Genomic DNA, 26,188 nt, shown 5'->3' on the forward strand with positions numbered 1-26,188 from the left:
GCCGCCACCCGCTGACTGGCCCCGAACCGGCCCGCACCCCGTCCGGCGGCGAGGGCGACACGATAGGTTCGGTTTACCCCCTTCACCGCCTTTGGGGCCATAATGACTGGGTGACCACTGCTACCCCCACTCTCCATCAGCCCACCACGGGCCTCCCGAGCCGGCCGAACATGGTCCAGGTCGGGACCATGGTGTGGCTCGCCAGCGAGCTCATGTTCTTCGGTGGGCTCTTCGCCATGTACTTCACCCTGCGCTCCACCTCCCCGGCGCTGTGGGCGGAGAACACCCAGCTCCTGAACGTCCCGCTCGCCGCGGTGAACACGGTGATCCTGGTGCTCTCCTCCGTCACCGCGCAGTTCGGCGTCCTCGCCGCCGAGCGCCTGCAGCCCCGCCGCACGGGCGGCCCCTTCGCTTTCGCGAAGTGGGGCATGGTGGAGTGGTTCATCCTGACGTTCATCATGGGCGCCGTCTTCGTCTCGGTGCAGGCGTACGAGTACGCCACCCTGGTGTCCCACGGGATCTCCATCGCCTCGAGCGCCTACGGCTCGGCCTTCTACATCACCACGGGCTTCCACGCCCTCCACGTGACCGGTGGCCTCGTCGCATTCCTCCTCATCATCGGCCGCGCCTACCTGGCCCGCCGCTTCGGCCATCACGAGGCCACCTCCGCGATCGTGGTGTCCTACTACTGGCACTTCGTGGACGTCGTCTGGATCGCCCTGTTCTTCATCGTCTACTTCCTCAAGTAAGACGCCCCCGTTCTCAAGCACCTGACAAGAGGTACGGGCCGGGGGGCATGAGACCCGGTCCGGAAGACACACGATAGGAAACCCCGTGAAGGCACTTTCGCAGAATCGACGCCACCCCCTGATGGGGCTGGCGCTCCTCCTGCTGGGACTCCTGGTGACCGGCGGACTGTACTCCGTCGCCAGCACCGTGAATCAGGCGCAGGCGGCCAAGCAGGTCACCGCGGCCGCCTCGGCTGACGATCTGTCCGAGGGCGAGAAGCTCTTCAACGCGAACTGTGCCTCCTGCCACGGCACCGGCGCCGCGGGCGGCCCCTCCGGCCCGTCGCTCGTCGGCGTCGGCGCCGCCTCCGTCGACTTCCAGGTGGGCACCGGCCGCATGCCGATGCAGATGAACGGCCCCCAGGCCATGGTGAAGCCGAACCAGTTCAACGAGGAGCAGACCGCGCAGCTCGCCGCGTACGTCGCCTCCCTCGGCACCGGCCCGGCCCTGCCCGAGGAGCAGTACCTCGACAAGGACCACGAGGACGTGAACATCGCCAAGGGCGGCGACCTGTTCCGCATCAACTGCGCCATGTGCCACAACGCGGCAGCCGCCGGCGGTGCCCTGACCCGCGGCAAGTACGCCCCGTCCCTCGAGGGCGTCTCCGAGAAGCACATCTACGAGGCCATGGAGACCGGCCCGCAGAACATGCCCGTGTTCTCCGACTCGAACCTGAAGCCCGAGGACAAGCGCGACATCATCGCCTACCTCAAGACCATCGAGAACAACGGCTCCCCCGGCGGCCTGCAGCTCGGCTCGCTCGGCCCGGTCGCCGAGGGCCTGTTCATCTGGACCGCTGGCCTGGCCCTCATCATCGGCTTCATGGTCTGGCTGACCAGCCGGTCCTCCTGATCCCGCCGGCGCCCTGCGCACCGGTCCTCCGTCATCGTCATTCATCACTCGAGTAAAGGAAACAGGCATATGGGCGAGAAAGGCTACGAAGGGACCGAGCGACACTCGGACTCCCTCGAGCACTCCGGGGCGGACGCGTCCCGGTACGCCATCGAGAACCCGGGCCTTCCCCCGCACCGTCCGCGTCTGGCCGATGAGGATCCGAAGGCCGCCAAGCGCGCTGAGCGCCAGGTCTCGATCATGTTCCTCATCTCCATCGTCGGCACGGTGCTGTTCTTCATCGGCTACTTCGGCGTCGGTCAGATCGGCAACAACGAGGCGTTCTCCACGATCTTCCTGCAGAACCTCCTGCTGGGCCTCGGCACCGCACTGGCGATGCTCGGCATCGGCATCGGCATCGTGCACTGGGCGAAGACGCTCATGCCCGACCACGAGACCGTTGAGGAGCGTCACGAGATCCGCACGGAGGCCGACCGCGTCGCCGCCACCGGCATGATCACGGACATCATCGACGAGTCCCAGATCAAGCGTCGTCCGCTGCTGCGCAACACGCTGATCGGTGCGATCCTCCTGGCCCCGCTGCCCTTCATCGCCGTGTTCCGCGACCTGGACAACACGGACAACTTCGCCGACAACGCGGCGGAGAACTTCGGCCCCGAGCGCCTGCGCCACACCATGTGGGCCGAGGGCGTCCGCCTCGTGCGTGACCCCACCGGCTCGCCGATCAAGGCGTCCGACGTCACCCTGGGCTCCGCCATGCACGTGATCCCCGAGGGCCTCAACGAGGTCGAGCACGGGAAGCTGAACGAGAAGGCCAAGGCCGTGGTGCTCGTCATGCGCCTCGACCCCTCGAAGGTGCAGATCTCCCCCGGTCGTGAGGACTGGAACGTGGACGGCATCTTCGCCTACTCCAAGGTCTGCACGCACGTGGGCTGCCCGATCGCCCTCTACGAGCAGCACACCCACCACCTGCTCTGCCCCTGCCACCAGTCGACCTTCGACCTGGCCCAGGAGTGCAAGCCGATCTTCGGCCCTGCCAGCCACGCGCTGCCGCAGCTGCCGATCTCCGTGGACGACGAGGGCTTCCTCGTCGCTCAGAGTGATTTCCATGAGCCCGTCGGGCCTGTCTACTGGGAGCGTGGCTGACACCTATGAGCACCGCAGTGAAAGAGTTCCAGCCGGCCACCTCGACCGGCCGAGTGGCGAACTTCGTGGACACCCGCATGGGCATGTCCCCCATCGTCAAGTTCTTCGGCCGCAAGATCTTCCCCGACCACTGGACGTTCATGTTCGGCGAAGTGGCGCTGTACAGCTTCGTCATCCTGCTGCTGTCCGGCGCGTTCCTGACGTTCTTCTTCGATCCGTCGATGTCGCATGTCACGTACGACGGCGCCTACGCCCCGATGCGCGGCATCGAGATGTCCGCGGCCTACGCCTCGGCCCTCGACATCTCCTTCGACATCCGCGGCGGCCTCTTCATGCGCCAGCTGCACCACTGGGCGGCCCTGCTGTTCGTGGCCTCCATGTCCGTGCACATGCTCCGCATCTTCTTCACCGGCGCGTTCCGTCGCCCGCGTGAGCTGAACTGGGTCGTCGGCTGCTTCCTGCTGATGGCCGGCTGGGCCGCCGGCTTCACCGGCTACTCCCTCCCCGACGACGTGCTCTCCGGCAACGGCCTGCGCATCATCGACGGCATCCTCAAGGCCCTCCCCCTGGTCGGCTCGTACCTCTCCGCCTTCCTCTTCGGCGGAGAGTTCCCGGGCTACTCGGTCATCGGCCGCCTGTACGCGCTGCACATCATGATCGTGCCGGCCGTCATCCTGCTGCTGATCGCCGTCCACCTGTTCATGGTGGTCGTGCACAAGCACACGCAGTACCCCGGCCCCGGCCGCACCGAGAACAACGTGGTCGGCTACCCCGTCGGCCCCGTGTACGCGGCCAAGGCCGGCGGCTTCTTCTTCATCGTGTTCGGCGTGCTGGCCCTCATCGCCGGCACCGTGACAATCAACGCCATCTGGACCTACGGTCCGTACGATCCCTCCCCCGTGTCCGCGGGTACCCAGCCGGACTGGTACATCGGCCCGTTCGACGGTGCCCTGCGCCTGATGCCCGGCATGCTCGGCGACTATTCGTTCCTCTGGAACGTCCCGATGCCGTGGGGCTCCTCCGTGTCCCTCCCGATGGGCGTCCTGGCGCCGCTGATCCCGGTCGGCGTGATCCTCGTGGGCCTCATCCTGTGGCCCTGGATCGAGCGCTGGATCACCCGTGACGACCGCGAGCACCACATCCTGGACCGCCCGCGCAACGCCCCGGCGCGCACCGCGTTCGGCGTCGCCGTCATGACCATGTGGTGCACGATGTGGGCCGCGGCCTCCTCGGACCTCATCGCGACGCACTTCCACCTGTCGCTGAACGACGTCGCGTACTTCCTGCGCGCGCTGTTCTTCCTCGGCCCGGTGGTCGCCTACCTCATCACGCGCCGCGTCTGCCTGTCCCTGCAGCGCAAGGACCGGGAGACCGTCCTGCACGGCCACGAGGCCGGCGTCATCGAGATGTCCCCCGACGGCGGCTTCCACGAGCGTCACCGCCAGCTGACGGACTACGAGATGTACCGCATGGTCGCGTTCGACGAGCACCGCCCGGTCCCGGCCACCCCGGGCCGCAACGGCAAGGTCTCCGGCATGGAGAAGATGCGCTCCGGCCTGAACCGCGCGTTCTACCAGGACCGCGTCGCTCCCGTCTCCCGCGCGGAGCTTGTCGAGGCCCGCCTGCACGGCGGCCACGGCGATGCGGACCAGATCGAGGGCGCCGGGCACGACGGCGGCGCCAACCCGGAGATCAGCCGCTGAGCAGTCTGAGCTGACCCCCTCAGGAGGGGCCCCGCGCACCGATCGGTGTGCGGGGCCCTTCGTCATGCCTTGCACTGCTCGCTGGCGCCTGGCGGACGACGTCAGGCGGCCTGCCGCCGCGTCTGCCCGGCTCGACGAGGGGCGCCCGTCGTGACGGACGACGCGGGCGCAGGACGGATCACCGAGGGCGCATGGATGGGCGACCGCGTCGACGGTGCGTGCCGAGGTCGACCCTCGTGCGCTGCGGACGGGCCTGAGAGGCGGCGACGTGGTCGCTCGTTGTCCTGACCGGGGCCGTTGATCAATTCTGAGAAGGGCGGATGGCTGCCGCAGGCGATGTGAGGGCGGCGGTGGTCGTACTGGCGCAGCCGTTCGGGAAGTGCGTCGCGTCGTTCTTGCACGCTGGTGCAGCAGCGGGCGTAGGCCCATCCGTCGGGCATGGTGCGGTGGAAGCGCACTGCCGTCCCGTTGGTCTGCGGACGGTACGGGCGGGTCCGCTCCGGGGTGATCGACAGGGCCCCGCAGGTGCCACGCCACAGGTGCGAGCGGTAAGCGCCGCCGTTGTACGACAGGACGCGTTGTCCGGCGACGTCCTCGGCCGCGACGACCGGTCATGCCGAGACGTCTATGCGGCATTGTCGTGCTGACCCCGTGTCATGGAGCCAGAGCCACGAGGAGCGCCGCCGCGATGAAGACGCCCAGCATCGCTGTTCGCCGCGGCAGAGGGGCGTCGGGTGAGTGTGCGGATCTGACGACCTCGCCCGCCGCGCTGCGCGCCGACGCTTCGCCTGAGTCCTCGAACAACGTGTCCCGTCAGGACAGCTGGCCGCGTGGCCTCACGGCTGGGGGTGGGAGTGCATCAGGAGGACGAACTGCAGGGGAATGCTCCCTGGTGCGACCGGGACGCGAAAAAGCCGCGGGCCGGACCTCCCTGAGGAGATCCGGCCCGCGGCCAGTGCCGGCGTCGGCGAGCTCAGTGGGCGTACTTGCCCTTGGAGAACTCGTAGACCCAGCCGTAGAGGAAGAAGATCGACAGGCCGGCGCCGATGAAGAACACCCACCAGCCGACCGCGAGGCCGGTCACGACGATCGCGCAGGCGATGCCGAGGCCCAGCGGCCACCAGCTCCAGGGGGCGAAGGTGCCGTAGGTGCCGGCGAAGTCGGCGATCTCGCCGTCCTCGTCATCCGCGGGACCCAGGCCGTACTTCCGGTCGGTGGACCGGAGGTACCAGGCGATCATCCAGCTCATCGCGCCGAGGGCGTAGAAGGCGGGGATGCCTGCCCACTCGGTCCACTCGGTCCAGAAGGCGTAGAGGGTGGCGACGGCGATCAGGAATGCGCCGATGATCCAGAAGATGTTCGCGCTGACCTTCACTGGTGTGCCCTCTCTCCGAATGCCGTGTCCGTGTCGTGCTGCGGCGAGTGCGCCGACAGCTCCGGGTGGTGCAGGTCCAGCGCCGGACGCTCCGAGCGGATGCGCGGCAGCGAGTGGAAGTTGTGGCGCGGCGGGGGGCACGAGGTCGCCCACTCGAGCGAGGCGCCGAAGCCCCACGGATCGTCCACGGTGATCTTCTTGCCGAAGCGCGAGGTGATGTACACGTTCCAGAAGAACGGGATCAGCGACGCGCCGAGGACGAAGGAGAAGACGGTCGAGAAGGCGTTCATCGCCTGGAAGCCGTCCTCCACCATGTAGTCCGCGTAGCGGCGGGGCATGCCGGTGACGCCCAGCCAGTGCTGGATGAGGAAGGTGCCGTGGAAGCCCACGAACAGCATCCAGAACTGGATCTTGCCGAGTCGCTCGTTCAGCATCTTGCCGGTGAACTTGGGCCACCAGAAGAAGAAGCCGGCGAACATCGCGAAGACCACGGTTCCGAAGATCACGTAGTGGAAGTGCGCCACCACGAAGTAGGTGTCGGAGACCTGGAAGTCCATCGGCGGGGACGCCAGGATGACGCCCGTCAGACCGCCGAAGAGGAAGGTCACCATGAAGCCGAGGGTCCACAGCATGGGGTTCTCGAAGGTGATGGAACCGCGCCACATGGTGCCGATCCAGTTCACGAACTTCACGCCGGTGGGGACCGCGATGAGCATGGTCATCACCGAGAAGAACGGGAGCAGCACGGAGCCGGTCACGTACATGTGGTGGGCCCACACGGTCACGGAGAGCGCCGCGATGGCCGTCGTCGCGAAGACGAGCGACTTGTAGCCGAAGATCGGCTTGCGGGAGAACACCGGGACGATCTCGGAGACGATGCCGAAGAACGGCAGCGCGATGATGTACACCTCGGGGTGGCCGAAGAACCAGAACAGGTGCTGCCACAGGATGGCACCGCCGTTCTCCGGGTTGAAGATGTGGCCGCCGAAGCGGCGGTCCATGCCCAGCGCGAAGAGCGCCGAGGCCAGCGGCGGGAACGCCATCAGGATCAGGATGCCCGTGATGAGGGTGTTCCAGGTGAAGATCGGCATGCGCCACATCGTCATGCCCGGGGCACGCATCGTCAGGATCGTGGTGATGAAGTTGACGCCGCCCATGATCGTGCCGAAGCCCTGGAGCGCCAGGCCGAAGACCCAGAGGTCGCCGCCCACGCCGGGCGAGAACGTGGTGTCCGAGAGCGGGGCGTAGGCGAACCAGCCGAACGAGGCCGCGCCCTGGGGGGTGAGGAAGCCGGCGGTGGCGATGAGCGAGCCGAACAGGAAGAACCAGAAGGCCAGCGCGTTCAGTCGCGGGAAGGCGACGTCAGGGGCGCCGATCTGCAGCGGCACCAGCACGTTCGCGAAGCCCACGAAGAGCGGCGTGGCGAACATGAGCAGCATCAGGGTGCCGTGCATCGTGAACAGCTGGTTGTACTGCTCCTTCGTCTGCAGGATCTGCATGCCCGGCTCGAAGAGCTCGGCGCGGATCATGAGCGCCATGACGCCGCCCACGCAGAAGAAGACGAAGGACGTGATCAGGTACATGTACCCGAGCGTCTTGTGGTCCGTGGTCGTCAGCCAGCTGACGATGATCTTGCCCAGGGAACGGGGCACCACACGAGGCTGCGCCTGCGTGCGCACCTCATCCGTTGCGTACTCGTAAGTGGTCATCAGTGGTTACCTCCACCGCGGGGGGTCTGGAGGTCGACCTCCATCTCCCGGGCGCCGTCAGGGTTGTTGTTCGGGTTGCGGTTGTACTCGTCGCCCACCAGGCCCGGCTCCATCTCGTCGAGCTTCTGCGTGAACTCCGCCTCGTCGACGACCTCCACGTTGAACATCATCTCGGAGTGGAACTCGCCACAGAGCTCGGCACACTTGCCGTCGAAGCGGCCCAGCTCCTGCGGGGTGAGGTACAGGTGGTTGGTCTTGCCGGGGATCATGTCGCGCTTCTGGAGGAACTGCGGGATCCAGAAGGAGTGCGCCACGTCGCGGGACTTCAGCTCGAAGTGCACCGGCACGTCCTTGGGCAGGTAGAGGGTCGGCAGCGTGTCCCGGACGCCCTCCTCGCCGTTGAGCTGGGCCTGCACGCCGGAGTAGTGGGCCTGCTGGCCCTCGTACTCGTAGTTGAAGTCCCAAGACCACTGCTTGCCGTACACGGTGACGGTCAGCGGCGAGTCGTCGATGGGCTCGTCCACGGAGGCCTGGACGCGGTCGCTGAAGCCCCACAGCGTGAAGACCAGCAGGACCGGGATCAGGGTGAACATGGTCTCGATCGGCACGTTGTAGGCCGTCTGCTTCGGGAACCCCTGATCGTTCTTGCGCCGCCGGTAGGCGATCATGCACCAGATCATCGCGCCCCACGCGAGCAGGCCGATGACCAGGGCGGCGATCCAGGAGTTCACCCAGAGATCGATCAGCTCGGCGTTGTGGTTGGTGGTCTCCCGGGTGCCGGGCATCCAGCCCTGCTGGACCTCGGCGGAGCAGCCGGTCAGCACCACCAGTGCGGCGGCACCGACGGCCCCGCTCTTCAGGCGGCGGCGAGTCCGACGTCCGGCGTCATTGTGTGCTCTCACAGACGGCCTTCCTCTTCATCTCGTGTGCGATGAGCGCCCCGTCCCACGGACTCCCGCGAGATTTCGCAGGTTCCCTTCAGGTGGGCCGGGTATGCCCTGATGATTCAGGAGCCAGTCTAAGCCGACCGGGCCCCAATCGCCGCACCGTGACACGGGCGGATTCCGCCGGTCTCCCCCGCGCATCGCCCCTTGGCCGCCTCATCACGACGACGTCGGGCCAGCTCCCCGGGTGGGGAGCCGGCCCGACGTCGTCCACGGGTCAGCGGGGGCCGCGTGCGCGTCCCTGGAGTCGCCCTCGGATCAGTGGAAGGAGTCTCCGCAGGCGCAGGAGCCGCCGGCGTTGGGGTTGTCGATGGTGAAGCCCTGCTTCGAGATGGTGTCCTCGAAGTCGATCGAGGCGCCCATGAGGTAGGGCACGCTCATCTTGTCCACGATGACCTCGACGCCGTCGTAGTCGCGGACGGTGTCGCCCTCGAGCACGCGCTCGTCGAAGTAGAGCTGGTAGATGAGGCCGGAGCAGCCGCCGGGCTGGACGGCCACGCGCAGGCGCAGGTCGGTGCGCCCCTCCTGCTCGAGCAGCGCGCGGACCTTGTTCGCGGCGACCTCGGTGAGCTCGACCTCGTGCGGGGGAAGGCCCGCGGCGTCCTCGGTGGCGCCGATCTCGACGCCGGTCTCCTCTGCGGACAGTGCCATCCTGACCTCCTGGTTGGGGGTGGGGGCGTCGGAGATGCCGACGCCGGTGGGGTCGTCCGGCTCAACAACGCCGGACGGCGGGGCATTCCCGCTGCGGGTTCTCAGCGGGAGAGGCCGGCGAGCCAGAGGGCCTCGGCCACGATCGCGTTGCGGAAGTCCCCGAGGTGCAGGGACTCGTTGGCGGAGTGTGCACGGGAGTCCGGGTCCTCCACGCCGGTGATGAGGATCGTCGCCTCCGGGAAGACCTCCTTGAGGTCGGCGGTGAACGGGATGGACCCGCCGAGGCCGGTCTCCTTGGGCTCCACGCCCCACGCCGCGCCGAGCGCCTCCAGCATGGCGGCCGCGTGGGGCGCGGAGGTGTCGGTGGAGAAGGGCTGGCCGAACTCGCCCGCCTCCACGGTGATCTCCGCGCCGAGCACCGCGGCGGACTGCGCCTCGAGGTGCTCCTTGAGCGCCGCGAAGGACGCCGCAGGGTCCATCCCGGGGCCGAGGCGCAGGGAGAACTTGGCGCGCGCCTGCGGCTGCATCGTGTTCGAGGACTGGGCCACACTCGGGACGTCGATCCCGATGACGCTCAGGGCCGGGGCGTTCCACAGTCGGTCGGCGAGGGCGCCCGTCCCGGCGAGGGTCACGGAGTCCAGGAGCCCGGAGTCGGCGCGGAACACGTCCTCCGGGTACTCGAGGGAGGCCGTGTGGCGCGGCTCGAGGCCGGGCACCGCCACAGCGCCGTGCTCGTCGTGCAGGGTGGCGACGAGGCGGGAGAGCAGGACGACGGCGTCCAGGACCGGGCCGCCGAACATGCCGGAGTGCACGGCGTGGTCGAGCACGCGCACGGTCACGGTGCCGTCGACGAGCCCCCGCAGCGAGGTGGTCACCGCCGGCTCCCCCACGGCCCAGTTGGAGGAGTCCGCCACCACGATCGCGTCGGCGGCGAGGCGGTCGCGGTGCTTCTCCAGGAAGGGGCGGAAGGTGGGAGAGCCGGCCTCCTCCTCCCCCTCGATGAACACGCGCACGCCGACGCCGGCGTCGGGAAGGGCCTCGTCCAGCGCGGCGAGGGCGGCCATGTGGACCATGATCCCCGCCTTGTCGTCGGCCGCGCCGCGGCCGTAGAGGCGCCCGTCCTTCTCCGTCGCCGTGAGCGGCGGGGTGTCCCAGAGCGACTCGTCACCGAGGGGCTGGACGTCGTGGTGGGCGTACAACAACACGGTGGGCTTGTCAGCGGCGGCGGGGCGCTCGCCCAGCACTGCGGGGCCGCCGGGCCGGCCGTCCTCGCGCGTCTCGGTCACGACCTCGACGCCCTGCAGCCCGGCCCCGCGGAGGAGGTCGGCGACCTCCTGGGCGGAGCGTTCGAGGTTCTCGCGGGGAGCGGAGTCCCAGGCGATGCCCGGGACGGCCACGAGGTCCTTCAGCGTCTGGAGGGTCTGCGGGAAGCGGCGGTCCACGGCGGCGCGGACGGCGGTCACGAGCTCGGCGTCGAGGGACTGCGGCACGGAGCCGGCGGAGGCGGCGGGGATCTGTTCGGTCATGCACCCAGCCTAGCGACGGCCCCGCCGCACTAGACTGGCTCGGTGTTCACTCGCAGGAAGTCCTCCCCGACCGCCGAGCCCCCGGCCCCCCACGGCTCGACCGCCCACACCGGCGCCGACCGCGCACAGGGCAAGTCCACGCCCACGCCGCGGCGCCGCGACCAGGAGGCCGCCCGCCGCCGCCCCCTCGTCCCAGCGGACCGCCAGGCCGCGAAGAAGGCGCAGCGCGACGCGACACGCCAGGAGCGCATGCGCCAGCGCGTCGCCCTCGAGACCGGGGATGAGCGCGGACTTCCGGCACGGGACCGGGGCCCTCAGAAGCGCTGGGTCCGCGACCTCGTGGACGCCCGCACCGGGGTGGGCGAGTGGCTCATGCCCATCGTCTTCCTCTACCTGCTGCTCATGCTCGTGCCGGGGCAGCAGTTCCAGATCATCCTCATGCTGAGCCTCTACGCGGTGGTGGCCCTCGTGATCGTGGACAGCGTGATCCTCTCCCGACAGGTGAAGCGGGGCCTCACGGCACGCTTCGGCACGCCCGAGCCCGGCACCCGCATGTACGGCGTCATGCGGGGGCTGCAGTTCCGCCGCCTGCGCCTGCCCAAGCCACAGGTCAAGCGCGGTCAGCACCCCGCCTGAGCCACTCCGTCAGCCACGACGACGGCGCCGCGCCCCGCGAGGGGCGCGGCGCCGTCGTCGTCCGGGTCTCGCACAGGCCGGGGCACCCCCGGGCTGCAGCGGTGCCGGCCTCGAGCCGGAGGGATCAGGCGCGCAGCGACCGGCCGAGACCGGCGGTGATCCGACCGGCCCAGAACGGCCCCTCGTAGAGGAACGCGGTGTAGCCCTGCACGAGCTGCGCCCCGGCGTCCAGGCGTTCGAGGACGTCGTCGGCGTCGGTCACGCCGCCCACGCTGATGACCGCCGTCTCCGCGGGCAGGGCTGCGCGCAGGACCCGCAACACCTCGAGGGAGCGCGCCGTGAGCGGGGCCCCGGAGAGTCCGCCCGCCCCGAGCGACTCCACGTGCGCCGCGTCCGCGGTGAGTCCCTCGCGCGTGATCGTGGTGTTGGTGGCGATCACGCCGTCGAGGCCCAGCCGGGCGGCCATGGCGGCCACCTCGCGCACGTCCTCGTCGGCGAGGTCCGGGGCGATCTTCACGGCGAGCGGCACGCGGCGCCCGGCGACGGCGCGGTCCGCCTCGTCCCGCACGGCGGCCAGCAGCGGCTCGAGCGCCGAGATCTCCTGGAGCTGCCGCAGGCCGGGTGTGTTGGGCGAGGAGACGTTCACCGCGAGGTAGTCCGCATGGGGGGCGAGCAGCCGCGTGGAGGCACGGTAGTCCTCAGCGGCGTCCTCGAGCGGCACCACCTTGGACTTGCCGATGTTCACGCCCAGGACGGGGCGCGCCTCGCCGAAGCGGCGCTCCAGCGTGGCCCGCGTGCGCGCGAGGCGGGGCGCGACGGCGGCCGCGCCGTCGTTGTTGAACCCCATGCGGTTCACGAGCGCCCGGTCCTCGGGCAGGCGGAAGAGGCGGGGACGGGGATTGCCCGGCTGCGGCTGCGCCGTGATGGTGCCGACCTCGACGTGGCCGAAGCCGAGGTCCGCGAGGGCCGCCGTGCCCCGCCCCTCCTTGTCGAACCCGGCGGCGAGGCCGAAGGGCGTGGGGAACCGCAGCCCCATGACGGTGCGGGCGAGCAGCGGATCCGGCCGGAACGCGGAGCGGAGGGCGGCCGAGGCGCCGGTCCGCTCGGCGGCGCGGATCGCTTGGAATCCGCGGTGGTGGGCGTCCTCCGCGTCCATGCCGGCGAACACGGCGCGGAAGAACGGCGGGTAGAGGCGCGGCGCGCGGGAGGTCAGGAGGGCGTCGATTCCGGTCTTCGGGTCGGGCAGCTGCATGCCGCCCATGATCGCACGGGCGGCTCCCCCCGGAGCGGCACCGACATCCCCGCCGGCCCCCCCTGCCTAGAGTGGAGCCATGTCCTCCGGCGACCCCGACTCCGCCCCTCCCACGTCGGACGACGTCGCCCTCCCCGCCGCCGGCCCGGACGCGACCCGCCCGGACGCGGCCCTGCTCGAGGATGCCCCGGGCGGCGGATGGGTGCCGGACCTGATGGAGGGCTTCGAACGCCGGACCCTGGGGCTGGAGGTGGACGAACAAGGCCAGAACCTTGTCACAGTGGTCCGCCCGGGGGGCTCTCGGGGGGACGGGCGCCGCGCCGTCCTCGCCGTGCACGGCTGGAGCGACTACTTCTACAACGCCCCGCTGGCCCACGCGTTCGAGGAGGCCGGGTACGCCTTCCACGCGGTGGACCTGCGCCACTACGGCCGATCCCTGCGACCGGGGCAGACCCCCGGCTGGACGGACGACCTCGCCCGCTATGACGCCGACCTCGACGCCGCTCTCGCGGTGCTCGCCGAGGACCACCCGCTGCCGCCCGTGCTCCTGGCCCACTCCACGGGCGGGCTGATCGCCGCGCTCTGGGCGGACCGGCACCCCGGCCGGGCCGCCGCCCTCGTGCTCAACAGCCCGTGGCTCGAGATGCAGGGCAGCACGGGCGTGCGCCTCATGGCCAGGGCGGTGGTGGACCCCGTCTCGGCCCTGCAGCCGTACGCCATGCTCAAGCTCCCCCGAATAGACCACTACTGGCGCACTCTCTCGGACGCGGCGGACGGCGAGTGGGACCTGCATCCGCTCTGGCGGCCCCGGTGGGCCTTCGACGTGCCGGCCGCCTGGCTGGGCGCCGTCCTCGCCGGCCACCGGACGGTGGCCGCAGGGCTCGACGTCCGGGAGCCGGTCCTCGTGCACGTGGCCGGGCGGGGACATCGCGGCACGCGCTACGGGGAGGCCATGCGCTCGGCGGACATCGTGCTCAATCCGGTGAGCATGGCGCGCCGGGCCCTGCGGCTGGGCGACCGGGTCATGGTGCAGCGCCACCCGGACGCGCTGCACGACGTCTTCGCCTCCCCCGCTCCCGTCCGGCGGGCCGCCGCGGCGGAGACCCTGCGCTGGCTGTCGGCCTACGCGCCGCCGCGCGCGTGAGGCCCCGGGCTCAGCCCGCGCCGGGCGCGTCCACCGCGCCGCCGTACCGCCGGTCGCGTCGGGCGTAGGCCTCGACGGCGTCCCACAGGGTGCGCCGGTCGACGTCGGGCCAGAGCACGTCCAGGAAGAGCAGCTCGGCGTAGGCCGACTGCCACAGGAGGTAGTTGGAGAGCCGCTGCTCCCCGGAGGTGCGCAGGAAGAGGTCCACGTCCGGGGTGACGTCGATCCCCCGCTCCCCCGCGCGGTAGGCCCGGTCGAGCCAGCGCGTGATGGTGTCCTCGCGGATGTCGCCGGGGCGCATCCGGCCAGCGGCGACCTCCTCGGCCAGGGCCTGGACGGCGTCGGTGATCTCCGCGCGTGAGCCGTAGTTGACGCACATGTGCAGCGTGGTGCCCGTGTTGTGCCGCGTGAGCTCCTCGGCCTCGCGCAGCTCCTTGATCACGGAGGTCCACAGCCGTGGCGCACGTCCGTTCCACCGGATCCGCACGTTCCATGAGTGCAGCGTGTCCCGCTGCCGACGCAGCACGTCCCGCGAGAACCCCATGAGGAAGCGCACCTCGTCCGGGGAGCGCTTCCAGTTCTCGGTGGAGAACGCATAGGCGGAGACGTGGCCGATCCCGAGCTCCACAGCCCCGGCGACGACGTCGAGCAACGCCGCCTCGCCGGCGCGGTGGCCATCGGTGCGCGGCAGGCCGCGCTGGTTGGCCCAGCGACCGTTGCCGTCCATCACGATCGCCACGTGGCGCGGGATGAAGCGCGGGTCGATCCGCGGGGCCGTGGCGCCCGACGGATGCGGCGGGGGCGTGAGGCAGGGGCTGGGCGGGACGGTCATGCGCTCCTCTCGGCGGGAGGCCGGGCGGGACGGGGCGGCGTCGGGCCCGTGATGCCCTGGTCCAGGACGGACAGGGAGACGAGCCGCCGCTCGGCGTGGTACTGCAGGTAAGCGGACACGATACCGGCCGCCTCCCGCTGCGCGGTCTCCCCCGCGGCGTCCACGACGTCCCAGTCCCCCTGCGCGAGCGCGCCGAGCAGGGCCAGCGTCTCCGGAGCCGGGTGGGTGGAGCCGGGAGGCCGGCAGTGCAGGCACACCGCCCCGCCGAGGCCGACGTTCACCGCGGCGTGGGGGCCGGGCCGGCCGCAGCGCGCGCACGCCGAGAACGACGGCGCCCAGCCGGCCTGGGCGAGGGACCGCAGCACGAACGAGTGGAGGATCATCCGCGGGGCGTGGGCCCGGCGTGCCAGCGCCGCCACGGCCCCGTGGAAGAGGCGGTACTGGGCCGCCCGCCCGACGTCGTCGACCGCGGCGATCCGCTGGACCGTCTCAGCGAGCGCGGCGGCGGCGGTGAAGGCGTCGTAGTCCGCGGCGAGCGCGCTGCCGTAGGGGTGGAGCAGCTGCGCCTGTGTGATCGTCTGCAGCTCGCCCCGGCCGCGCGCCATCTGGAGGGTGGAGTGCATGAAGGGCTCCACCACGGAGCCGAAGCGCGACGACGCCTTCCGCACGCCCTTGGCGACGGCGCGCACGATCCCGTGCTCGGGGGTGAGCGCCTCGACGATCCGGTCGGCCTCCCCCAGGTCCCGGGTGCGCAGCACGATGGCCTCGGTGCGATACGAGTTCGCCGCGAAGCCGCCGTGCCGCGCCCCCGAGGAGCGCCGGGTGGAGCCGGTCACCCGATCATCATGCCCGCATGGCGCGGTTGACCGCCGAGACGAGGGCCTTGAGGGAGGCCGTCGTCGTGTTGTGGTCCAGGCCGACGCCCCACAGGACGCGGTCGCCGACCGCCGCCTCGACGTACGCGGCGGCCATGGCGGAACCGCCTTCGGAGAGGGCGTGCTCGGTGTAGTCGAGCACCCGAACGTCCGTGCCGTCCTGGGCGAGGATGGCGAGGAAGGCGTCGATCGGGCCGTTGCCCGAGGCAGTGCGGGTCTCCACCCGGCCGTCGACGGCGAGCTCGACGGTCATGCGGAAGCCGCCGTCCTCGTCCGAGGCGGACTCCACGGAGCCGATCCGGTAGCGGCCCCAGCGGTCCGCGGCGTCCTCGGCGGGCAGGTACTCGTCCTGGAAGACCTTCCAGATGTCGGCGCCCGAGACCTCGCCGCCCTGGGCGTCGGCGAGCTCCTGGATGACGTGGGAGAACTCGATCTGCGCCCGGCGCGGCAGGTCCAGCTTGTGCTCGGACTTGAGCAGGTAGGCCACGCCGCCCTTGCCGGACTGCGAGTTCACGCGGATCACGGCCTCGTAGGAGCGGCCGATGTCCCGCGGGTCGATCGGCAGGTACGGGACGCCCCACTCGAGCTCGTCCACGTGGGTCCCGGCCTCGGCGGCGCGGCGCTCCATGTCCTCGAAGCCCTTCTTGATGGCGTCCTGGTGGGAGCCGGAGAAGGCGGTGAACACGAGGTCGCCGCCCCAGGGGGCACGCTCGGGGACGGGGAGCTGGTTGCAGTACTCCACGGTGCGGCGGATGTGGTCCATGTCCGAGAAGTCGATCATCGGGTCGATCCCCTGGGAGAAGAGGTTCATGCCCAGGGTCACGAGGTCCACGTTGCCCGTGCGCTCGCCGTTGCCGAAGAGGCAGCCCTCGATCCGGTCCGCGCCGGCCAGGTAGCCCAACTCGGCGGCGGCGACGCCGGTTCCGCGGTCGTTGTGGGGGTGCAGGGAGAGGATGACGGCGTCCCGGTGCTCGAGATTCCGGTGCATCCACTCGATGGAGTCCGCGTACACGTTGGGGGTGGCCATCTCCACGGTGGCGGGCAGGTTGAGGATCATCTTGCGATCCGTGGACACCTCGAGGACGGTGGCGACCTCGTCCGAGATGCGCCGGGCGAACTCCAGCTCGGTGCCCGTGTACGACTCCGGCGAGTACTCGTAGGTGATCTCGGTGCCGGAGAGCTGCTCCTCGAACTTCTTCACCAGGCGGGCGCCGGAGGTGGCGATGTCCGCGATGCCGTCCTCGTCCTGGCGGAAGACGACGCGCCGCTGCAGCACGGAGGTGGAGTTGTAGAGGTGCACGATGGCCCGGTCGGCACCTTCGAGCGACTCGAAGGTGCGCTCGATCAGGTGCTCGCGGGCCTGCGTGAGGACCTGGATGGTGACGTCATCCGGGATGTGGTCGCCCTCGATCAGGCGGCGCACGAAGTCGTAGTCGGTCTGGGACGCGGAGGGGAAGCCGACCTCGATCTCCTTGTAGCCCATCTGCACGAGAAGCTGGAACATCCGCAGCTTGCGGTCCGGGCCCATGGGGTCGATGAGCGCCTGGTTGCCGTCACGCAGGTCCACGGCGCACCAGCGGGGCGCCTCGGTGATGACCTTGTCCGGCCACGTGCGGTCCGGCAGGTGCACCTGGATCTGCTCGTGGTACGGCACGTACTTGCCGTGCTTCATGCCCGAGGGCTGCTGCAGATTGCGCATGGGCGCGTCACCTCTTCCTGTGCGACGGCGGGGATGATGGAGCCGCCGACGCGTCGACTGTCCGGGCCGGGGTGTCCAGGATGGACCGGGCTTCTCCCCTATTCCATACCCTCCCGACGCGCGGGGCGGTCAGGTGACCCGATGCGTCTCACCTGGTGGGCGCGGAGGATACGTCACCGGTTGCAGACCTCCCGCCATTGATGGCGATGCTTCCCACGGTCATGTTGTAGGACCGTGCGACATCGCTCGGGGCCGAGGGGTTCCCGTAGGTCTGCCCATTCACGACGCCCTGGGTGGTCACCGTGACGGTATAGGTCTGCCCGGTTGACGAGGTGGCGCGGAACGTGGCCTTTGTGCCGGCGGTGGAGATCAGGCTCGTCTGGGTGGGCACCGCGTTCGTGCACGCGGTGCCGGAGATCGCGTACGAAGGCGCCGCGGCAACCATGCCCACCGCTGGCGAGGACCAGGCCAGTCCCTTGGTCACGTTGCGACGGGAGACGGGGGCTGCGGACAGGGTGTGGGTGATCTCAGCAGAAGCCATGGGGTCCTCTGGTTGACGACGCCATCGGGACTGAGCTCAGTGCTCGATGCCCCACGGACCCACGCCACGCACAGGAGCACGACGATGAGAAGGCGGGACGCCTCGGTGGATTGTTGAACAACCCCGGTACTGCCAGCGGGTAACCAACACCCAACGGGAGTCTGTGACTGTCACATGCCCAGACGATGAAGATGCTTGGGATCCCTTTGCCAATCCTTTGCGACCTTTACCCGCAGGTCCAGGTGAACCGGCGTGCCCAGCATCTTCTCGATCCCCTTGCGGGCGTCGGAGCCGATCTGCCGCAGTCGGGAGCCGCCCTTGCCGATGATGATCCCCTTCTGCGAGTCGCGCTCCACGTACACGTTCGCGTAGACGTCCAGCAGTGGCCGGTCCGCCGGCCGCCCCTCGCGGGGGTTCATCTCCTCCACCACCACGGCCACCGAGTGCGGCAGTTCGTCCCGGACGTCCTCCAGGGCCGCCTCGCGGATCAGCTCGGCCACCATGATCACCTCGGGCTCGTCCGTCAGCTCGCCGTCGGGGTACAGCGGCGGCCCCTCGGGCAGCAGCTCCGCCAGGACGGTCTCCACGTCCTCCACCTGGCGGCCCGCCACCGCGGAGACCGGCACCACCGCGGCGAAGCCCTTCCCGCCGTTCTCCGGGCCGAGCACCTCGTCGCCCAGCGCGGTGACGGCCAGCAGCTGCTCGGCCACCTGCGCCGGGTCGGCCTTGTCCGTCTTCGTCACGATCGCCACGACGGGGGTGCGGCGCAGGGCGGCCAGCTGCTGGGCGATGAAGCGGTCCCCCGGGCCGATCTTCTCGTCGGCGGGCAGGCAGAAGCCCACCACGTCCACCTCGGAGAGCGTCTCCTGCACCAGGGCGTTGAGCCGCTCGCCCAGCAGGGTCCGAGGGCGGTGCAGGCCGGGGGTGTCCACCAACACGAGCTGGAAGTCCGGCCGGTGCACGATCCCGCGGATGGTGTGCCGCGTCGTCTGCGGCTTGGAGGAGGTGATGGCCACCTTCTCCCCCACGAGCGCGTTGGTGAGCGTGGACTTGCCGGCGTTCGGCCGCCCCACGAGGCAGGCGAAGCCGGAGCGGTGGCCCTCCGGGACGAGCGGGGGCAGCAGGGAGGTCATGGGGATCCTTCGGGTCGGGCCGCGCGGTCGCCCGGCCATGGCGCTCGGCCCCGTCACGCGAGGCCGAGGGGTTCAGTGGGCGGTAGGGTCCACCGCGGTGGAGCCGTGCGGCTCCTCGTCACGGCGACGTACACGCGGGGGGCGGTCCTCGGTCTCGATCACGCGCAGCCGGTCCACGCGGTTGCGGCGCGGCTCGAGCGCGGCGGCGACGATGACGAGACCCTGGACGGTGACCTGGGAGCCGCGGATCGGCACGCGGCCGAGCTCCTTGGCCAGGAGGCCGCCCACGGTGTCGACGTCGTCGTCCTCGTGATCCTCCGGCTCGGGGAGGTCGAACTCCTCGCGGAAGTCCCCGATGCCCATGCGGGCGTCCACCGAGTACACGCCGGGCTCGATCACCTCGACCTCGGGGCGGTCCGGGAGGTCGTCCTCGTCGTAGATCTCGCCGACGATCTCCTCGATGAGGTCCTCCAGGGTCACGAGCCCGGCGGTGCCGCCGTACTCGTCCACCACGATGGCCACATGTGTCGACTCGCGCTGCAGCTCCTGCAGCAGGCCGGCCACCGACTTGGAGTCCGGGACGAAGCGCACGTCCCGCATCCATCCGGTCACGGGATCGCCCGAGGCCGCGCCCTCGTGGTGGAGGGCCCGGGTGACGTCCTTGAGGTAGAGCATGCCCCGCACGTCGTCGGCGTCCTCGCCGATCACCGGCACGCGGGAGCAGCCCGAGCGCAGGAAGAGGTCCATGGACTGGGCGAGGGTGTGGTCGTCGTCGATCGTGACGACGTCGGTGCGCGGCACCATGACGGAGCGGACGATGGTGTCGTTCATGGAGAACACCGACTGGATGAGCTCGGCCTCGGAGTCGGCCAGCACGTCCGCGTCGTGAGCGCGCGCCACGACTTCCCGGAGGTGACGCTCCTCGAAGTCGTCCTCCTCGTTCACCTCGTCGTCCCCCCGGCGGCGGTCCTGGCCGAGCCGCGTGCCGATCGGACCGAGGGCTCGCCGCAGACCCCACACGAGGCCTGCGGTACGGCGGGCGACGGCGGTCTCGTTGCGGGAGCCGATCGGCCGCGGGCCCCACACGCCCAGCAGGGCGGCCGTCGCCACGAGCACGAGGGCGGCCACCCCGACGGCGGCCCACACGCCCTCCAGCACCCACACGGCAGCGGCCGTCAGGCACACGGCGCCGAGCGCCTCGGTGATGAACCGCCACACGCGCAGGGCGCCGAGGTGCGCGTCCCGTTCCGCCGTCACCTCGAGGATGCGGGACCCGGGATGCTCGCGGAGGACCTCCTCGGCCTCGCGGCGCGAGATGTACGTGAGGGCGGAGTCGGCGAGGGCGAGCACCCACGTGAAGGCGATGAAGACGACGAAGAGCGCGGCGAGTGCGACGGGGGTGAACATGGCGGGCGGGATCAGTCCTCGATGGTGGGGGCCGGGGCGGGGCGGCCGAGGAACTCGCTCACGAGCCGGTCCTGGAGCTCGAACATCTCGACGCGGTCCTCCTCGTCCATGTGGTCGTAGCCCAGCAGGTGGAGCATGCCGTGCGTCAGCAGCAGCATCAGCTCGTCGTCGCGGGTGTGCCCGCCGCGCGCGGCCTGCTCGGCTGCCACCTCGGGGCACAGCACGACGTCGCCGAGCACGCCCTCGCTCGGCGTCTCGGGGGCGCCGGGGGTGATCTCGTCCATCGGCAGGCTCATGACGTCCGTGGGCCCGGGCAGGTCCATCCACTCCTCGTGGAGCTGGGCCATCCGGTCCGCGTCCACCACGGTCACGGCGGTCTCGGCCAGCTCGTGGACGTGCAGCCGGGCGTAGACGTGGCGGGCCATGCCCAGCAGGTCCCGCTCCGGGACGTCGATCCCGGACTCGTTGACGATCTCAATGGCCACGGCCGCGGCGTCCCTTCGTCGTGGTCCGCGCGTCGGCGGCTGCCTGGTGGTCGTAGGCGTCCACGATCGCGCTGACGAGGGCGTGGCGCACGACGTCGGAGGAGTCGAACCGGACCATCTCGATCCCGTCCACCCCCTCGAGCACGTCCACGGCCTCGGCCAGGCCGGAGGTGACACCCCGGGGCAGGTCCACCTGGGAGGTGTCCCCCGTGATCACCATCCGGGCGCCGAAGCCCAGGCGGGTGAGGAACATCTTCATCTGCTCGCCCGTGGTGTTCTGCGCCTCGTCGAGGATCACGAACGCGTCGTTCAGGGTGCGGCCGCGCATGTACGCCAGCGGGGCCACCTCGATCACGCCGGACTCCATGAGCCGCGGAATCGACTCCGGCTCGATCATGTCGTGCAGCGCGTCGTAGAGCGGGCGCAGGTAGGGGTCGATCTTCTCGTTGAGTCCGCCCGGCAGGAAGCCGAGCCGCTCCCCGGCCTCGACGGCCGGGCGGGTCAGGATGATCCGCGTGACCTCCTTGGCCTGGAGGGCCTGCACGGCCTTGGCCATGGCCAGGTAGGTCTTGCCGGTGCCGGCCGGGCCGAGCCCGAACACCACGGTGGAGCGGTCGATCGCCTCGACGTAGTCCTGCTGGTGGAGCGTCTTGGCGCGGATCTTGCGGCCGCGGCCGGAGAGGATCGAGTCCAGGTGCAGGGCGCCGGCGCCCACGCGGCCTCCGCGGACGAGGTTCACCACCTGCTCCATCACCTCGGGGGTGACGGCGGCGTCACGGCGTGCGATGGAGCGCAGGTCCTCCACGACGCGGCGCACCGCGGCGACGTCCGGCGCGGGACCGGAGAGGTCGAGCCGCTGGTCCCGCACGGACAGGCCCACCGCCGGGAACACGCCGCCGAGGATGCGCAGCAGGGCGTCCTGGGGACCGAAGGCGCGGACCATGAGGTCGGCGGTCTCGAACTGGACGGACTCCTCTGCGGAGTCCGGGGGGAGGACGGCGGGAACGGTCACGAGGGGCGGATCACCTGTTCGGTCGGGGGCGGGATGCTCGGGTCCAGTCTAGGCGGACGGCCGGGCGCGGGACGGGCCCCTCACCAGCGGCCGAGCCGGTGCTCGAGCACGGCCAGTGCGGCGGGGCCGGCCGTCGAGGCGCGCAGCACGTGGGGTCCGAGCCGCACCGGGTGCGCCCCGGCGTCCCGGCACGCGTCCAGCTCGGCGGGCGAGATCCCGCCCTCCGGGCCGACCAGCACGGCGATCTCCTCGGCCCCGGCCCACGCGGCCTCCGGAAGGGCACCCAGCCCGTCCGCGGCGTCCTCGTGGAGCACGAGGAGCACGCGTCCCTCCCGCGCCAGGGACGCCGCGCCCGTGCCGGAGACGGGCTCGCGCACCTCGGGCACCCGCGCCCGGCGGGCCTGCTTGGCCGCGGCGTGGGCGGTGTCGGCCCACTTCTGCCGGGCCTTGGCGGCCTTGGGACCCTTCCACCGCACGATCGAGCGCTCCGCCTCCCACGGGACCACGGCGTGGACCCCGAGCTCGACGGCCGCCTGGACCGCCATGAGGTCGCGGTCACCCTTGGCCAGCGCCTGGACGAGCACGAGGCGCGGCGCGGGATCGGGCTCCTCGTCCACCTCGTCGAGCCGCACGTCGACGGCGTCGGGGGAGGCGGCCAGCACCGTCCCGTGGCCGCGGCGGCCGGAGCCGTCCGCGACGAGCACGGACTCCCCCGGGGCAAGGCGCATCGCGGCGGCGGCGTGCCGGGCCTCGGAGCCCGTGAGGGTCACGGTGGCCCCGGCGGCCGCTCCCTCGAGCGCCCCCGCCGCCAGGTGGAACAGCGGCGCGGTCACAGGTTCTTCAGGTTCTCCCGCAGGCGGGCGAACACGCCCCGCTGCTGCGGGGCGCCGTGGACCACGTCCTCGCCGCGGATCTCGGCCAGGCGCGTGAGGAGCTCGCGCTCCTCGCCGGTGATGTCCGTGGGGGTGGTGACGACCACGTCCACCTTGAGGTCGCCGCGACCGGAGCCGCGCAGCCGGCCCACGCCGAGGCCGTGCAGCGTCTCCACGTGCCCGGACTGGGTGCCCGGCTCCAGGGTCACGCTCTGCTTGCCGTCCAGGGTGTCGAGGGTGATGCTCGTCCCGAGGGCGGCGGCGGCCATCGGGACCGTCACGGTGGTGGCCAGGTGGTCGCCCTCGCGGCGGAAGACGGGGTCCGGGCGAACGGCGATCTCCACGTAGAGGTCGCCGTTCGGGCCGCCGGCGGGGCCGGCCTCTCCGCGGCCGGCGAGGTGGATGCGGGTGCCGTCGTCCACGCCGGCGGGGATGCGCAGGGTGAGGGGGCGCTCCGTGCGCACTCGTCCCTGGCCCGAGCACTCGGTGCAGGGGGTGGGGATCACGGTGCCGAAGCCGCGGCACGCCGGGCACGCCTCGGTGGCCATCACGGTGCCGAGCATCGAGCGCATCGGCCGCTGCACCATGCCGCGGCCGTGGCAGGTCTCGCAGGTCTCGGGGTCGGTGCCGGGCTCGCAGCACGAGCCCTCGCATCGCTCGCAGCGCACGGCCGTGTCCAGGTGGAGGGTCTGCTCGCTGCCGAACACGGCGTCCTTGAGGTCGATCTGCGCGGTGACGAGCGCGTCCTGGCCCCGGCGCGTCCGGCTCGCGGGGCCCCGGCCGGCGCCGCCCGCCGCAGACATGAAGGTCTCGAAGATGTCGGCGAAGCCGCCACCGCCGAAGCCGCCGAAGCCGCCGCCGAACCCGGCGGAGCCGTTCTCGTTGCCGGTGGTGTCGTAGCTGCGGCGCTTGTCCTCGTCCGAGAGGACCTCGTAGGCGTGGGAGATGCGCTTGAACTGCTCCGCGGCCTCCGGGCTGGGGTTCACGTCCGGGTGGTGGGTGCGCGCCAGCTTGCGGTACGCGCGGCGGATCTCCTCGGTGCTGGCGTCGCGGCTGACGCCGAGGGTCTCGTAGTGGTCGGACACGGTGGGGGCACTTCCTTCGCGGGGGTCGGGGTCGACGCGGGCGTCGAGGTCAGGGGGTGAGGATGCGGGAGAGGTAGCGGGCGATCGCGCGGACGGAGGCCATGGTGCCGGGGTAGTCCATGCGCGTGGGGCCCACCACGCCCACCTTGGCGACGGCGCCCGGCGCATAGGCGGCGGCCACCACGGAGGTGTCCGCGAGCGAGCCGGCGTTCTCGGAGCCGATCCGCACGGACACCCCGTGCGCGTCCTGCTCCATCTCCGTGAGCAGGCGCAGCAGCACCACCTGCTCCTCGAGGGCCTCCAGGATCGGTCCGATCGAGGCGCCGAAGTCCCCCCTGGAGCGGGCCAGGTTGGCGGTGCCCGCCATGACGATCCGGTCCTGTCGGCCCGCCTCCAGGAGGCTGCGCACCGCGCCGACGAGCGCGTCCGCCGTGGGACGCTGCTCCGGCGGCACACCCGTGACGGCTGCGTCCAGCAGGGCGGCGGCCTGCCCGGCCCCTCGGCCGATCATCGCCTGGAGCAGGAGCAGGCGCAGCGCGGCGAGGTCCTCCTCCGCCACGAGGCGCTCGAGTGGGACCACCCGCTGGTCCACCCGGCCGGTGGAGAGGATGAGCACGGCGAGCACGCGCGTGGGCGTCAGGGAGACGAGCTCGAGGTGGCGCACGGTCGAGCCGTCCTCGTGCGGGAACTGGGCGACGGCCACCTGGTGGGTCAGCTGGGCGAGGAGGCGCACGGTGGCCTCCATCATGTGCTCCGTGTCCTGCTCCGAGTCCAGCAGTGCCTGCACGGCTCGGCGCTCGGCCGGAGAGAGGGGCTTGACCTCGGAGATGCGGTCCACGAACACGCGGTAGCCCTTGTCCGTGGGCACCCGCCCCGCGGAGGTGTGGGGGGCCACGATCAGGCCCTCCTCCTCGAGGGCGGCCATGTCGTTGCGCACCGTGGCCGAGGAGACGCCCAGCGCGTGACGCTCGACGATGGCCTTGGAGCCCACGGGCTCGCTGAGGGCCACGTAGTCCTCCACGATGGCCTGGAGCACCTGCAGTCGGCGCGGCTGCTCCGTCATGACGGTCTCCTTCCCTCCGATGTCTGGCACTCGCCACATCCAAGTGCCAATCCTACCGCCCTTGGTACCGTGCCCGACATGGACTGGAGCACGTGGGGCCCCGCGGGCCACGATTCCCTGACCCGATCGCCGGCGCGGCGCACCCCCGAGGTGCCGGCCTCCCTCGGCATCGTGGTGGAGGACGTCGGCTCGGGGTTCACCGGCGCCGTCGTGCGCACGGAGCGCTCCGGCGGCGTGCACGTGGTGGTCCTGGAGGACCGCCGCGGCGTCCGCCGCTCCTTCCCCCTGGGCGGCGGATTCTGGATCGACGGCGAGCCCGTCACCCTCACCCCCGCGACGACGACGGCGTCGCGCGCGCCCGCCCGGACGGCGTCGGGATCCCGCCGCGTGGAGGGGGTCCGGGCGCGCACCGCCCGCGCGTCGCGGATCTGGGTGGAGGGCGTGCACGACGCCGAGCTCGTCGAGAAGGTCTGGGGCGAGGACCTGCGCCTCGAGGGGATCGTCGTGGAGCCGCTGCACGGCGTGGACGACCTGGCCGGGGCGATCCGTGAGTTCTCCCCCGGCCCCCGGCGCCGCCTGGGCATCCTCGTGGACCACCTCGTGACGGGCTCGAAGGAGGAGCGGATCGCCGCGGAGGCGATGCGGGTGCCCGGAGCGGCCGGCAACGTGCTCATCCTGGGCCACCCCTACGTGGACGTCTGGCAGGTCGTCAAGCCCGCCGTGCTCGGCATCGAGGCCTGGCCCGTGGTCCCGCGCGGCCAGGACTGGAAGACCGGCGTGCTGAAGGGCCTGGGCTGGCCCCACGGCACGAAGGAGGCCACCGGACTGGGCTGGAAGCGGCTGCTCTCGCACGTCACCACGTACGCGGACCTCGAGCCGTCCCTGCTGGGCCGGGTCGAGGAGCTCATCGACTTCCTCACCGCGGAGGACCGTGGCTGAGCGCGCCGGGGCGCCGGCTCCGCCTCCCGTCGCCGCGCTACACTGATCGGGCCCCGCGCCCGCCCCGTGCAGCCGGGACCTTGCCGCCCCTCAGGAGGATCCGCCGTGAACACCACCCCGCCGCAGACCGGCCAGCCCCGTGCCGCGGCCTGGGTGGCCTCCGCCGGCACCGAGGGCGGACCCCTCAGCGCGAAGCAGGACCGAGACCGCGCCGCCTTCGGGCACCTGAGCGTGGCGCTGGGATGTCTCGGACCGTTGCTCGTGTGGCTGCGCTACCGTGACCGCGGACCGTTCACCGCTCAGGAGGCCAAGGAGGCGCTGAACTTCGCCGTGCCGCCCACGCTGCTGGTGGTGCTCTTCCTGCTCCTGGGCGCCCTCCCGGTCATCGGGCCGATTCTCGCGATCCTCGGCGCCCTCACCTGGGTGGCCATGTCCTGCTACGGCGTCATGGGGGCCGCGAACGTGTCGAAGGGCCGCCCCTTCCGCTACCCGTTCAACCTGCGCGTCCTGCGCTGAGC

General features: G+C 71.2%; 25 protein-coding genes and 1 pseudogene. 8 read left to right on the plus strand and 18 right to left on the minus strand.

The window, feature by feature from the left end:
* The first annotated feature begins 170 nt into the window (after positions 1–170).
* The 4 genes from KZX60_RS03030 (at position 171) to KZX60_RS03045 (ending at position 4,490) form a co-directional block, all read left to right on the plus strand.
* Complete coding sequence (locus KZX60_RS03030; RefSeq protein ID WP_248115686.1) at positions 171–749, plus strand: heme-copper oxidase subunit III; 579 nt, start codon at positions 171–173, stop codon at positions 747–749.
* Between the two features lie 85 nt (positions 750–834).
* Entirely contained in the window at positions 835–1,641 is an 807-nt protein-coding gene (locus KZX60_RS03035; RefSeq protein WP_248115558.1) for a cytochrome c, read from the plus strand.
* A 69-nt stretch (positions 1,642–1,710) separates the two neighbouring features.
* On the plus strand, positions 1,711–2,787 hold the full coding sequence (locus KZX60_RS03040) for a Rieske 2Fe-2S domain-containing protein (protein ID WP_248115559.1): 1,077 nt from the start codon (positions 1,711–1,713) through the stop codon (positions 2,785–2,787).
* Between the two features lie 5 nt (positions 2,788–2,792).
* Entirely contained in the window at positions 2,793–4,490 is a 1,698-nt protein-coding gene (locus KZX60_RS03045; RefSeq protein WP_248115560.1) for a cytochrome bc complex cytochrome b subunit, read from the plus strand.
* A 302-nt stretch (positions 4,491–4,792) separates the two neighbouring features.
* Here KZX60_RS03045 and KZX60_RS03050 read toward each other — a convergent pair.
* The 6 genes and pseudogenes from KZX60_RS03050 to KZX60_RS03075 all read right to left on the minus strand — a co-directional run.
* Positions 4,793–5,071, minus strand: a pseudogene (locus tag KZX60_RS03050) (integrase core domain-containing protein); the annotation flags it as partial.
* Positions 5,072–5,463: 392 nt separating this feature from the next.
* A complete protein-coding gene (locus KZX60_RS03055; RefSeq protein ID WP_248115561.1) occupies positions 5,464–5,865 on the minus strand; it encodes a cytochrome c oxidase subunit 4 in 402 nt (133 codons plus the stop codon).
* Positions 5,862–7,574, minus strand: coding sequence for a cytochrome c oxidase subunit I (gene ctaD, locus KZX60_RS03060; RefSeq protein WP_248115562.1), 1,713 nt, complete (start codon positions 7,572–7,574; stop codon positions 5,862–5,864). Before ctaD ends, KZX60_RS03055 begins: the two co-directional genes overlap by 4 nt.
* On the minus strand, positions 7,574–8,476 hold the full coding sequence (gene coxB / locus KZX60_RS03065) for a cytochrome c oxidase subunit II (protein ID WP_248115563.1): 903 nt from the start codon (positions 8,474–8,476) through the stop codon (positions 7,574–7,576). The genes ctaD and coxB overlap by 1 nt, the downstream gene beginning before the upstream one ends.
* A 300-nt stretch (positions 8,477–8,776) precedes the next feature.
* A complete protein-coding gene (erpA, locus tag KZX60_RS03070) occupies positions 8,777–9,169 on the minus strand; it encodes an iron-sulfur cluster insertion protein ErpA (RefSeq protein ID WP_248115564.1) in 393 nt (130 codons plus the stop codon).
* Positions 9,170–9,270: 101 nt separating this feature from the next.
* Positions 9,271–10,695: a dipeptidase gene (locus KZX60_RS03075; RefSeq protein WP_248115565.1), complete on the minus strand. Its 1,425-nt coding sequence runs from the start codon at positions 10,693–10,695 to the stop codon at positions 9,271–9,273.
* A gap of 42 nt (positions 10,696–10,737) precedes the next feature.
* Here KZX60_RS03075 and KZX60_RS03080 point away from each other — a divergent pair, with 42 nt between their 5' ends.
* Positions 10,738–11,331 carry a DUF3043 domain-containing protein gene (locus KZX60_RS03080; RefSeq protein ID WP_248115566.1) on the plus strand — a complete coding sequence of 198 codons (594 nt, stop codon included), beginning with the start codon at positions 10,738–10,740 and terminating at the stop codon, positions 11,329–11,331.
* Between the two features lie 124 nt (positions 11,332–11,455).
* Here KZX60_RS03080 and KZX60_RS03085 read toward each other — a convergent pair whose 3' ends face one another.
* Entirely contained in the window at positions 11,456–12,583 is a 1,128-nt protein-coding gene (locus tag KZX60_RS03085; RefSeq protein WP_248115567.1) for a quinone-dependent dihydroorotate dehydrogenase, read from the minus strand.
* A 79-nt stretch (positions 12,584–12,662) separates the two neighbouring features.
* On the opposite strand from KZX60_RS03085, the gene KZX60_RS03090 reads away from it, so the two are divergent.
* Positions 12,663–13,727 carry an alpha/beta hydrolase gene (locus tag KZX60_RS03090; protein ID WP_282442532.1) on the plus strand — a complete coding sequence of 355 codons (1,065 nt, stop codon included), beginning with the start codon at positions 12,663–12,665 and terminating at the stop codon, positions 13,725–13,727.
* Between the two features lie 10 nt (positions 13,728–13,737).
* On the opposite strand, the gene KZX60_RS03095 is transcribed toward KZX60_RS03090, so the two are convergent.
* From KZX60_RS03095 to hrcA, 11 genes are all read right to left on the minus strand, one after another.
* Entirely contained in the window at positions 13,738–14,559 is an 822-nt protein-coding gene (locus tag KZX60_RS03095) for an isoprenyl transferase (protein WP_248115568.1), read from the minus strand.
* Positions 14,556–15,395 (minus strand): DNA repair protein RecO, encoded by an 840-nt coding sequence (gene recO, locus KZX60_RS03100; RefSeq protein ID WP_248115569.1) that lies wholly within the window; start codon positions 15,393–15,395, stop codon positions 14,556–14,558. Before recO ends, KZX60_RS03095 begins: the two co-directional genes overlap by 4 nt.
* 7 nt (positions 15,396–15,402) lie before the next feature.
* Positions 15,403–17,133 carry a 2-isopropylmalate synthase gene (gene leuA, locus KZX60_RS03105; protein WP_248115570.1) on the minus strand — a complete coding sequence of 577 codons (1,731 nt, stop codon included), beginning with the start codon at positions 17,131–17,133 and terminating at the stop codon, positions 15,403–15,405.
* A 148-nt stretch (positions 17,134–17,281) separates the two neighbouring features.
* Positions 17,282–17,674, minus strand: a complete 393-nt coding sequence (locus tag KZX60_RS03110; RefSeq protein ID WP_248115571.1) for a hypothetical protein — start codon at positions 17,672–17,674, stop codon at positions 17,282–17,284.
* A gap of 170 nt (positions 17,675–17,844) precedes the next feature.
* Entirely contained in the window at positions 17,845–18,807 is a 963-nt protein-coding gene (gene era / locus KZX60_RS03115; RefSeq protein WP_248115572.1) for a GTPase Era, read from the minus strand.
* A 72-nt stretch (positions 18,808–18,879) separates the two neighbouring features.
* Positions 18,880–20,214 (minus strand): hemolysin family protein, encoded by a 1,335-nt coding sequence (locus KZX60_RS03120; RefSeq protein WP_248115573.1) that lies wholly within the window; start codon positions 20,212–20,214, stop codon positions 18,880–18,882.
* Positions 20,215–20,225: 11 nt separating this feature from the next.
* On the minus strand, positions 20,226–20,699 hold the full coding sequence (gene ybeY, locus KZX60_RS03125) for an rRNA maturation RNase YbeY (protein WP_248115574.1): 474 nt from the start codon (positions 20,697–20,699) through the stop codon (positions 20,226–20,228).
* Positions 20,689–21,711 (minus strand): PhoH family protein, encoded by a 1,023-nt coding sequence (locus tag KZX60_RS03130; RefSeq protein ID WP_248115575.1) that lies wholly within the window; start codon positions 21,709–21,711, stop codon positions 20,689–20,691. The genes ybeY and KZX60_RS03130 overlap by 11 nt, the downstream gene beginning before the upstream one ends.
* Before the next feature lie 80 nt (positions 21,712–21,791).
* Complete coding sequence (locus KZX60_RS03135; RefSeq protein WP_248115576.1) at positions 21,792–22,544, minus strand: 16S rRNA (uracil(1498)-N(3))-methyltransferase; 753 nt, start codon at positions 22,542–22,544, stop codon at positions 21,792–21,794.
* Positions 22,541–23,668, minus strand: a complete 1,128-nt coding sequence (gene dnaJ / locus KZX60_RS03140) for a molecular chaperone DnaJ (protein WP_248115577.1) — start codon at positions 23,666–23,668, stop codon at positions 22,541–22,543. The genes KZX60_RS03135 and dnaJ overlap by 4 nt, the downstream gene beginning before the upstream one ends.
* A gap of 49 nt (positions 23,669–23,717) precedes the next feature.
* Positions 23,718–24,731 carry a heat-inducible transcriptional repressor HrcA gene (gene hrcA, locus KZX60_RS03145; protein WP_248115578.1) on the minus strand — a complete coding sequence of 338 codons (1,014 nt, stop codon included), beginning with the start codon at positions 24,729–24,731 and terminating at the stop codon, positions 23,718–23,720.
* Between the two features lie 78 nt (positions 24,732–24,809).
* Between hrcA and KZX60_RS03150 the strand changes: the two genes are divergently transcribed.
* Positions 24,810–25,670, plus strand: coding sequence for a DUF3097 domain-containing protein (locus KZX60_RS03150; protein ID WP_248115579.1), 861 nt, complete (start codon positions 24,810–24,812; stop codon positions 25,668–25,670).
* A gap of 105 nt (positions 25,671–25,775) precedes the next feature.
* Complete coding sequence (locus KZX60_RS03155; protein WP_248115580.1) at positions 25,776–26,186, plus strand: DUF4870 domain-containing protein; 411 nt, start codon at positions 25,776–25,778, stop codon at positions 26,184–26,186.
* Positions 26,187–26,188 lie beyond the last annotated feature (2 nt).

It is taken from the genome of Micrococcus sp. EYE_212 (assembly GCF_023147585.1).
Lineage (GTDB): Bacteria > Actinomycetota > Actinomycetes > Actinomycetales > Micrococcaceae > Micrococcus.

Excerpts from the sequence above, each read along its gene's own strand:
- KZX60_RS03040 (WP_248115559.1), top strand. The coding sequence starts at position 1,711 with ATGGGCGAGAAAGGCTACGAAGGGACCGAGCGACACTCGGACTCCCTC.
- KZX60_RS03095 (WP_248115568.1), bottom strand. The coding sequence starts at position 14,559 with ATGACCGTCCCGCCCAGCCCCTGCCTCACGCCCCCGCCGCATCCGTCG.
- era (WP_248115572.1), bottom strand. The coding sequence starts at position 18,807 with ATGACCTCCCTGCTGCCCCCGCTCGTCCCGGAGGGCCACCGCTCCGGC.
- KZX60_RS03075 (WP_248115565.1), bottom strand. The coding sequence starts at position 10,695 with ATGACCGAACAGATCCCCGCCGCCTCCGCCGGCTCCGTGCCGCAGTCC.
- hrcA (WP_248115578.1), bottom strand. The coding sequence starts at position 24,731 with ATGACGGAGCAGCCGCGCCGACTGCAGGTGCTCCAGGCCATCGTGGAG.
- KZX60_RS03090 (WP_282442532.1), top strand. The coding sequence starts at position 12,663 with ATGTCCTCCGGCGACCCCGACTCCGCCCCTCCCACGTCGGACGACGTC.
- KZX60_RS03150 (WP_248115579.1), top strand. The coding sequence starts at position 24,810 with ATGGACTGGAGCACGTGGGGCCCCGCGGGCCACGATTCCCTGACCCGA.
- KZX60_RS03045 (WP_248115560.1), top strand. The coding sequence starts at position 2,793 with ATGAGCACCGCAGTGAAAGAGTTCCAGCCGGCCACCTCGACCGGCCGA.
- KZX60_RS03110 (WP_248115571.1), bottom strand. The coding sequence starts at position 17,674 with ATGGCTTCTGCTGAGATCACCCACACCCTGTCCGCAGCCCCCGTCTCC.
- KZX60_RS03030 (WP_248115686.1), top strand. The coding sequence starts at position 171 with ATGGTCCAGGTCGGGACCATGGTGTGGCTCGCCAGCGAGCTCATGTTC.
- ctaD (WP_248115562.1), bottom strand. The coding sequence starts at position 7,574 with ATGACCACTTACGAGTACGCAACGGATGAGGTGCGCACGCAGGCGCAG.
- KZX60_RS03120 (WP_248115573.1), bottom strand. The coding sequence starts at position 20,214 with ATGTTCACCCCCGTCGCACTCGCCGCGCTCTTCGTCGTCTTCATCGCC.
- leuA (WP_248115570.1), bottom strand. The coding sequence starts at position 17,133 with ATGCGCAATCTGCAGCAGCCCTCGGGCATGAAGCACGGCAAGTACGTG.
- erpA (WP_248115564.1), bottom strand. The coding sequence starts at position 9,169 with ATGGCACTGTCCGCAGAGGAGACCGGCGTCGAGATCGGCGCCACCGAG.
- KZX60_RS03085 (WP_248115567.1), bottom strand. The coding sequence starts at position 12,583 with ATGCAGCTGCCCGACCCGAAGACCGGAATCGACGCCCTCCTGACCTCC.